General features: G+C 69.6%; 4 protein-coding genes and 1 riboswitch. Of the genes, 3 read left to right on the forward strand and 1 reads right to left on the reverse strand.

Annotated features, from left to right (window positions below):
• The coding region (pks2, locus tag AC2VOR_RS00495; RefSeq protein ID WP_486963000.1) for a sulfolipid-1 biosynthesis phthioceranic/hydroxyphthioceranic acid synthase at positions 1-5472 on the reverse strand (5472 nt) is incomplete at its 3' end.
• Between the two features lie 1065 nt (positions 5473-6537).
• On the opposite strand from pks2, the gene AC2VOR_RS00500 reads away from it, so the two are divergent.
• The 3 genes from AC2VOR_RS00500 (at position 6538) to AC2VOR_RS00510 (ending at position 8966) form a co-directional block, all read left to right on the forward strand.
• Positions 6538-7116, forward strand: a complete 579-nt coding sequence (locus AC2VOR_RS00500) for a carboxymuconolactone decarboxylase family protein (protein ID WP_369739061.1) — start codon at positions 6538-6540, stop codon at positions 7114-7116.
• 66 nt (positions 7117-7182) lie between these two features.
• Positions 7183-8307 carry an NAD(P)H-dependent flavin oxidoreductase gene (locus AC2VOR_RS00505; RefSeq protein ID WP_486963001.1) on the forward strand — a complete coding sequence of 375 codons (1125 nt, stop codon included), beginning with the start codon at positions 7183-7185 and terminating at the stop codon, positions 8305-8307.
• Positions 8304-8966, forward strand: coding sequence for a TetR/AcrR family transcriptional regulator (locus AC2VOR_RS00510; RefSeq protein WP_486963002.1), 663 nt, complete (start codon positions 8304-8306; stop codon positions 8964-8966). Before AC2VOR_RS00505 ends, AC2VOR_RS00510 begins: the two co-directional genes overlap by 4 nt.
• A 103-nt stretch (positions 8967-9069) precedes the next feature.
• A riboswitch (M-box (ykoK) riboswitch) is annotated at positions 9070-9164 on the forward strand. This riboswitch is flagged as partial in the annotation.

Raw genomic sequence — 9164 nt, forward strand, 5'->3', positions numbered from 1 at the left:
CGTGGCCACCAGCCGCTCCGCGGTGTCGGCGTGGGCGATGTCGCCGCATTCCACGATCACGTCAGAACCTATCGCTCGGACGAGCTCGATCGTTTCAAGCGCCTTCTGCGTCGGCTCCGAGCGCGAGCTCAGGACGATGCGGCCCGCGCCGGCCTCGGCCATCTTCTCGGCCAGGAACAGCCCCAGGCCGCCCAGACCGCCGGTGATGATGTAGGAGCCGTCGCGCCGGAACACCGGAGCCTGCTCGGGAGGCAGCACGACGCTGCTGCGCCCGGCGTGCGGGATGTCGAGGATGAGCTTGCCGGTGTGCTCGGCCGCGCTCATCACCCGGATCGCGGTGGCCGCCTCGGCCAGCGGGTAGTGCGTGCTCTCGGGCATCGGCAGCGTGCCCTCGGCGGTCAGCCGGTACACCGTGCTCAGCACCTGGCTGACCTGCTCCGGGTGGCTGACCGACATCAATCCAAGGTCGACACCCCAGAACGCGAGGTTGCGCCGGAAGGGGAACAGCCCCAGCTTGGTGTCGCCGTAGATGTCGCGCTTGCCGATCTCGACGAACCGCCCGCCCAGGGCCAGCAGCTTGAGCCCGGCCAGCTGCGCGGCACCGGTCACGGAGTTGAGCACGATGTCGACGCCGTAGCCGTCGGTGTCGCGGCGGATCTGTTCGGCGAACTCGACGCTGCGCGAGTCGTAGACATGCTCGATGCCCATGTCGCGCAACAGCTGTCGGCGCTGCTCGCTGCCGGCGGTGGCGAAGATCTCCGCACCCGCGGCGCGGGCGATCGCGATGGCCGCCTGCCCCACGCCGCCGGTGCCGGAGTGGATCAGCACCTTGTCGCCGGCCTTGATGCGGGCCAGGTCGGTCAGCCCGTACCAGGCGGTGGCGTGCGCGGTGGTCACCGCGGCCGCCTGCGCGTCGGTCATTCCCTCGGGCAGCTTGGTGGCCAGGCGCGCGTCACAGGTGACGAACGTGGCCCAGCAGCCGTTGGGGGACATGCCGCCGACGTGGTCGCCGACCTTGTGGTTGGTCACGTCGGGTCCGACGGCGGTCACCACGCCGGCGAAGTCGGTGCCCAGCTGCGGCAGGATCCCGTCCAGGCTCTGGTAGCGGCCGAACGCGAGTAGCACGTCGGCGAAGTTGATGCTCGACGCGGTGACCGCCACCTCGATCTGCCCGGGCCCCGGCGGGACTCGGTCGAAGGCGGTGAACTCCATGCTCTGCAGGTCGCCCGGCATGCGGATCTGCATGCGCATGCCGTCGCTCTCGTGGACCGCGATCTTGGTCTGGCGCTCCTCGGGCCGCAGCGGCGAGGGGCACAGCCGTGCGGTATACCACTCGTCGTTGCGCCACGCCGTCTCGTCCTCTTCCGGGCCGACCAGCAGCAACTGGCGAACCACCTGCTCGGCGTCGGTGTTGTCGTCGACGTCGATGTGGGTGGTGTGCAGGTGCGGGTGCTCGGCCCCGATCACGCGCAGCAGGCCGCGCAGGCCGCCCTGATCGAGGTTGGGCCGGTCGTCGGAGAGCACCGTCTGCGCGTTGCGGGTCACAACGTACAGCCGTGGCGCCTCGCCCTCGAGCTCGGGCAGCTCGCGGGTGATTCGCACCAGGTGGCGGACGTACTCGCCAGCCCGGGCGGCGCTTTCGTCGTCGGGGCTGCCGTTCTGCGGCGCGGTCAGCAGGACGACGCCGGTGAACCCGCCGTTGCCGATCTGGTTGCGCATCCGCTCGGCGACGGCGGCGTGGTCGGCGTCCTGCGGCCACGACATCGTCGTGCACTCCGTGTCGTGCAGCTTCATCGCGTCGGTGAACGACGCCGCCACCAGGTCCGCGGCATCGGAGGTGCTGATCAGCAGCCACGTTCCGGGCTCGGCGGTGGCCACGTCGGGCAGCGACCGCTTTTGCCACTCGACCGTCAGCAGCCGCTCGCTCATCACGCGGGCGCGCTCGCTGCCCGGCGCGGAGCCGGTGCCCATCTGCAGCCCCCGCACGGTCAACAGGACCGCGCCGTGCTTGTCCAGCAGGTCGAGGTCGGCCTCGACGGCGCCGCCGGTCGCCGCGGTCACCCGCGAGTAGCAGTAGCGGGCGGTGTGGACGGGGCCGTAGACGCGCAGCTGGCGCACGCCCAGGGGCAGCAGCAGGCCACCGAAGCTGGCGTTCGCGACGCTGGGGTGAGCGGCCACCGACTGGAAGCAGGCGTCCAGCAGCGCCGGATGCACGCCGTAGCTGGATTGCTGCGTCCGGATCACGCTGGGCAGCCCGATCTCGGCCAGCACCGTGGTGCCGGTGCCCTCGGCGGTGTGCGCGGCGGCCAGGCCGGTGAAGGCCGGACCGTACTGGATGCCGCACAGGTCCATCGCGTCGCGCAGGTCGGCGCCTTCCAGGTGGCTCGGGTGGGCCGCCAGCAGGGCGTCGATGTCCTGCGCCGGCGGGTGCTCCTCCTCGTCGAGCACGTCGAACAGCACCGCGCTGGCGCGCCGCACCTGCATGCCCTCGTCGGTGGTCTCCACCGAGAAGTTGAGGGCACCGGGGGCCTCCGCGGTCGCGGTGAGGCTGACCTGTGTCTCCTCGTCCAGGAGCAGCATCTGCTCGAAGCGGACGTCGCGGACCTCCGCCGTCTCACCGAACACGGTGCGGGCCGCGGCCAGCGCCATCTCGCAGTAGGCCGCACCCGGCAGGGTGGCCGTGCCGTGGACCTGGTGGTCGGCCAGCCAGGGCAGCACCGCGGTGCCGATCTCGGCCTGCCACACGTGGCGCTCAGGCTCCTCGGGCAGACGCACGTGCTGGCCCATCAGCGGGTGCACCGCCACGCTGGAACGCAGGGCCCGCGAGCTGTGGCCGTCGCGGCTCAGCAGCAGCGTCCGGTGCGTCCAGGACGGCAGCGGCGCGTCCACCAGGTGTCCGCTCGGGTGCAGCACCGAGAAGTCCACCGCGGCGCCGGTGGAGTACACGTCGCCCACGAAGCCGCGCAGCCCGTGGGGCAGCGGCTGCTCGCGCCGCATGGCGGCCAGAGCGGCCACCGTCATGTCCAGGCTCTTGGCGGTCTGGTCGACGGCGTGGGTCAGCAGCGGGTGCGGTGCGAGCTCCCCGAAGACGCGGTAGCCGTCCTCCAACGCCGCCTGCACCGCCGCGGAGAACCGCACCGTGTGGCGCAGGTTGTCCACCCAGTAGTTGGCGTCGCAGTACGGCTCCTCGCGGGGGTCGAACGAGGTGGCCGAGTAGTACGGAATCTCGGGGGTCAACGGCTCGATGTCGGCCAGGACCTCGTACAGCTCGTCGAGGATCGGGTCCACCTGCGGCGAGTGCGATGCCACGTCGACGGCCACCTCGCGGGCCATCACCTCACGCTGCTCCCACGCCGCGACGAGCTCGCGGACCGTTTCGGTCGCCCCGCCGATCACGGTGGACTGCGGGGAGGCCACCACGGCCACCACGGCGTCGTCGACACCGCGGGCCATCAGCTCCGAGAGCACCTGCTGGGCGGGCAGCTCCACCGAGGCCATCGCACCGTTGCCGGAGATGGTCGTCATCAGCTTGGAGCGCCGGCAGATGACCCGCACCCCGTCCTGCAACGACAGCGCCCCGGCGACCACGGCCGCCGCGGACTCGCCCATCGAGTGGCCGATGACCGCGCCGGGCCGCACACCGTAGGACTTCATGGTCGCGGCCAACGCGACCTGCACGGCGAACAGCGTGGGCTGCACGCAGTCGATCCCGGTCACCTTCTCGGGCGCGGTGAGCGCCTCTCTCACCGAGAACCCGGACTCGGCGGAGATGAGGGGCTCCAGCTCGGCGATGGTCGCGGCGAAGACCGGCTCGTTGGCCAGCAGGTCGGCGCCCATCGCCGCCCACTGCGAGCCCTGGCCGGAGAACACCCACACGGGGCCCTTGTCGTCCTTGCCGGCCGCCTCCTGGTAGGGAGTGTCGCCGTCGGCGACCTCACGCAGCGCCTCGACCAGCTGCGCGTTGGTGCCGGCCAGCACCGCCGTCCGCACCGGGCGGTGCCCACGCCGGCGGGAGAGGGTGTAGGCCAGGTCCGCCGGCGTCAGCTCCGAGGCGTGGGCCTCGACCCAATCGGCGAGCCGCCGGGCGGTCTCGCGCAGCCCCTCGGCCGACGAGGCCGACAGCGGGAAGAGCAGGGCGCCGTCGTGGCGGGTGTCGATCACCGCGCCGTTGCGTGAAGTGGTATCGGGTGCCTGCTCCACGATGGCGTGCACGTTCGTGCCGGAGAGGCCGTACGCCGACACCGCTGCCCGCCGCGGTTGGCCACCGTTGGTCGGCCAGGGCGTGGTCTCCTGCGGCACGAACAGCCCGGTCTCGATCTGGGCCATCTCGGCGGGCAGGGCCTCGAAGTGCAGGTTCTTGGGAACGACGCCGTGCTGGACGGCGAGCACCGCTTTCATCATCCCCAGCACGCCGGCGGCGGCCTGGGTGTGTCCGAAGTTGGTCTTGACGGCGCCGAGCACGCACGGTTGGTCGACGCCGTAGACCTCGGCGAGGCTGGAGTACTCGATCGGGTCACCGACCGGCGTGCCGGTGCCGTGCGCCTCGACCATGCCGACCGTGCTGGGGTCCACCCCGGATGCGGTCAGGGCCGCGCGGTACACCGCGGCCTGCGCCTCCGCCGACGGCATCGTGATGTTCATGGTGTGGCCGTCCTGGTTGGCGGCCGTGCCACGGATCACCGCCAGGATCCGGTCGCCGTCGCGCTGCGCATCGGCCAGGCGCTTGAACAGCAGCACCACGCAACCCTCGCCGGTCACGAAGCCGTCCGCCTTGGTGTCGAAGGCGTGGCAGTGCCCAGTCCCCGACAGCATGCCGCCGGCCGACGCGGACACCGACCTGCGCGGTTCGAGCATCACGTTGACGCCGCCGGCGAAGGCGAGGTCGCTCTCGCCGTCGGCGAGGCTGCGGCAGGCCTGGTGCACGGCGAACAGGCCGGACGAGCAAGCGGTGTCGATGGTCGCGGCCGGTCCGTGCACCCCGAGGGCGTAGGCGATGCGCCCGGAGGCCATGCAGGAAATGGTGCCCGGCGTTCCGTACGGCCCGTCGAACGCGTCGGTGGCCGCCGACACGAATTCGTAGTCGCTGTAGTTGTATCCGACGAACACACCGGTGGCCTCGGCCATGGTGGCCTTGGTGAGGCCGGCGTGCTCCATGGCCTCCCACGCCGTCTCCATCAGCAAGCGCTGCTGTGGATCCATCGCGGTCGCTTCTTTTTCGGAGATGCCGAAGAACTCGGGGTCGAATGCGCCGATGTCTTCGAGGAACGCGCCCCACTTGCACACCGAACGTCCGGGGACACCCGGTTCGGGGTCGTAGTAGTAGTCGACGTCCCAACGGTCGGCCGGGATCTCGACGACCATGTCGTCGCCGCGCAGCAATGCTTCCCAAAAGAGGTCAGGGGAGTTGACGCCCCCCGGCAGCCGGCATGCCATCCCAATGACGGCTACCGGAGTAACTCCTGCCCTATCCACTGTCCTTCACCTCTCCTTGCCTATCCTGAAGTTCCTATCACTGCCGCAAGCTCTTATCAGCGCTTCGAGAAATATCGTTGAATTTTCAGTGCTGGTCGCGAACATCGCAGTGCCGCACGAAGAACCCATCGACCCCCGCAGTCGAACCCTGCCGCTAGACCTTGGCGCGATCTGCAGCGTAGCGGCTTCGGTTCACCTGCGCGGAAAAATCGTTCGGACGTACAAAAAATTTACAATCCTCAGGAGTCGGTCAAGTCGGCCCACCGGCTTGACTGACTCATCGGTCATTAGGCGATCGCGCCCCTGCCATACCTGCTGATCGGGTAGAAACCGCAGCTAGAGGCGCTGTGCGCCAACGTTGTCCAGTATTCGTGGGATCGGGCCGCGGTGCGGCGGACGAGTGCGACAGTGGTTTAGCCCTCCGCAGTTGGGTGGGCGTTCTCCCGGGGAAGCGCCCGTCGATGTAACAGGGGACTGCCGCATCGGCGGTGCTTCGCCGAGCGGTGATCGGGCGCCTCGGCGCTGCTTTTCGGCTGCCCCGGCGAGGTCCGGGCAGACGCGAGTTCGGCGCCTGGAAGTGGCGTTCCAGTGGAGCCCGATGGCGTGATGGTAGGTGCTTTGGGGAATCCACGTGGGCAATTCGGCGAATTGATATGCATGAGTGACGTATTCCACATCAATGTGTGCCGCGCCGTGAGCCTGATCGTTACTACACAAGCGTTAAATTAATGGCTCGAACCGTCTTCTGGACGGGGACGGATCGGACCTCGTCGACCGCATGCGCAAACCGTGTGCGGGCCCGGGTCGATCGAAATGTTAGGGGCGGTCCGCCATGCCTGGTCGGCGGGCCGAGATTTCGCCGTGGCTGCCGGACGGGCGTTGGGCGGCAACGGTTTCCGGTCGCCCGTGGTGTGGACCGGTGAAAGCCGCTGCACGCAAGGATGTTTCGGTATCGGCTGAGCCCGACCCGTTCGGCGGGTCGTCGTTGTGTCCGGCACCCACCCGCTGGATACCATTGCCGGTGAACGCAACGGATTCCCGCCAGTACAATGGAGTACGCATGCCATGACGACAACCCGGGTGCCCAGACTGCCGCTCGACGAAGCCAAAGCCGCCGCCGACGAAGCGGCCGTGCCCGACTACATGGCGGAGTTGAGCATCTTTCAGGTGCTGCTCAACCATCCACCGCTGGCGCGCGCTATCAACGACCTGCTCGCCACGATGCTGTGGCACGGCGACCTCGACCCGCGCCTGCGCGAGCTGGCGATCATGCGGATCGGCTGGCTCACCGCCTGCGACTACGAGTGGACGCAGCACTGGCGGGTCGCTTGCCGGCTGGGGGTGCCGGCCGACGACCTGCTCGGGGTGCGCGACTGGCGGCACCACGACTCCTTCGGGCCCGCCGAGCGCGCGGTGCTGGCCGCCACCGACGATGTGGTGTGCGACGGGGCGGTCAGCGCGGCGAGCTGGGCGGCCTGTGCGCACGAATTGAACGGCAACACAAAGGTTCTGCTGGAACTCGTCACCGCGATCGGCGCGTGGCGGATGATCGCGTCGATCCTGCACAGCCTCGAAGTCCCGTTGGAAGACGGCGTCGCGAGCTGGCCGCCGGACGGCCGCCCACCCACACCCGAGGTGTCGTGAGTGCCGAATTCTCCAGCGTTCGCAAACTAGATTGACTTATCAGTCATCAAATCTTAGCGTCGGCGAATGCGAACCAGGGCCGCCGAACTGCTCGGCGTGGAGTTCCCGATCTGCGCCTTCAGCCACTGCCGCGATGTCGTCGCCGCGGTGACCAACGCGGGCGGATTCGGGGTTCTCGGCGCCGTCGCGCACAGTCCCGAGCGCCTGCAAAACGAGCTGACCTGGATCGCGGAACGGACGGGCGGCAAGCCCTTCGGGGTGGATCTGCTGTTGCCGCCCAAATACGTCGGGTCCGAGCGGGGCGGGATCGACGCCGCGCAGGCCCGGGACCTGCTGCCCGAGGAGCACCGCGCCTTCGTCGACGATCTGCTGGCCCGCTACGGCGTCACCGCGACCGTCGACCAGACCCGCCGGCCGCCCGGCGGCCTCAACATCTCTCCCAAGGGTTACGAACCCCTGCTCGACGTGGCCTTCGACCACGACATCCGGCTGATCGCCAGCGCGCTGGGGCCGCCCCCGGCCGATCTCGTCGAGCGCGCCCACGACAACGACGTGCTGGTCGCCGCGCTCGCGGGCACCACCCGGCACGCGCAGCGGCACGCCGCGGCGGGGGTGGACCTGATCGTCGCGCAGGGCACCGAGGCCGGCGGCCACACCGGTGAGGTGGCCACGATGGTGCTGGTGCCCGAGGTGGTGGACGCGGTCGCGCCCGTCCCGGTGCTGGCGGCCGGGGGCATCGCCCGGGGCCGCCAGGTCGCCGCCGCCCTGGCGCTGGGAGCCGAGGGCGTCTGGTGCGGGTCGGTGTGGCTGACCACCGAGGAAGCCGAGACGGTCCCCGCGGTCAAGGAGAAATTCCTGGCCGCCAGCTCCACGGACACGGTGCGGTCGCGGTCGATGACCGGAAAGCCGGCCCGGATGCTGCGCACCGCCTGGACGGACGAGTGGGAGCGCCCCGACAGTCCCGCCCCGCTCGGCATGCCGCTGCAGAGCGCGTTGATCGCCGAGTCGCAGGTGCGCATCAACAAGGCCGCCACCCATCCCGACTCCAGGGCCCGCGAGCTGGCCACCTACTTCGTCGGCCAGGTCGTCGGATCGCTCGACCGGGTCCGGCCGACGCGTGCGGTCGTCCTGGACATGGTCGAGGAGTTCATCGACGCCGTCGGGCGCCTCGAGGGTCTGGTCGACAGGTGAGCAGCGGTGTCCGCCGGCGCCGCGCGGTCACCGACGAGGACAAATCGCAGCGGCGTGACCAGATCCTGGCGGCCGCGAAAGAAGTGTTCGCGCGTAAAGGTTTTCACGCGACAACGATCGCCGACATCGCGAAGCGGGCGAACCTGGCCTACGGCTCGGTCTATTGGTACTTCCACTCCAAAGACGAGCTGTTCCACGCGCTGATGGCGGCCGAGGACAGTGCCCTGCGCAGCCACGTCGGCGCTGCTCTGGCCGCGGCCGCAGACGGCCCGGATCAGGTGCCGCTGTGGGTATCTCTGCAAGTCGCCGCGCAAGCCACCTTGGAGTTCTTCGAGGCCGACAAGGACACCATCAAGCTGCTGCTGCGCGACCCTTACGCGCTCGGCGAACGCTTCGAGAAGCAGCTGGGCGGCATGTACGAGCGGTTCGTCGACGACATCGAATCCGTCGTCGTCGGCGCGCAGGCGCGCGGCGAGGTGGTGGCCGCCCCGCCGCGGATGGTGGCCCACAGCCTGGCCGCGCTGGTGGGGCAGCTGGCGCAGCGGCGGCTGAGCACCGACGATGGCGTCACCGCGGCCCAGGTCGCCGACTTCCTCGTCGCGCTGGTGTTCGACGGATTGCGCCCGCGTGAGCCCGTAAGCCCAGCTCAGCCGGGATAAAGCTGGACGAAGCCTGTGGGGCAGGTGAATGGGAGCATAAAGAATCGCGAACACGGCACGCGGAATTTGACCGCGCCCTACCCGTCGTGCATCATCGGTCTGGTATGCACCTCGTTAGGTGAGGCGGCTACACGAATACAGGCCACTGACCCCGAACGTCGAAAGACGCCCCGGGTCAGGACAGCTCCTCCCGGCTTA

Source organism: Mycobacterium sp. TH-M103, from assembly GCF_057473785.1.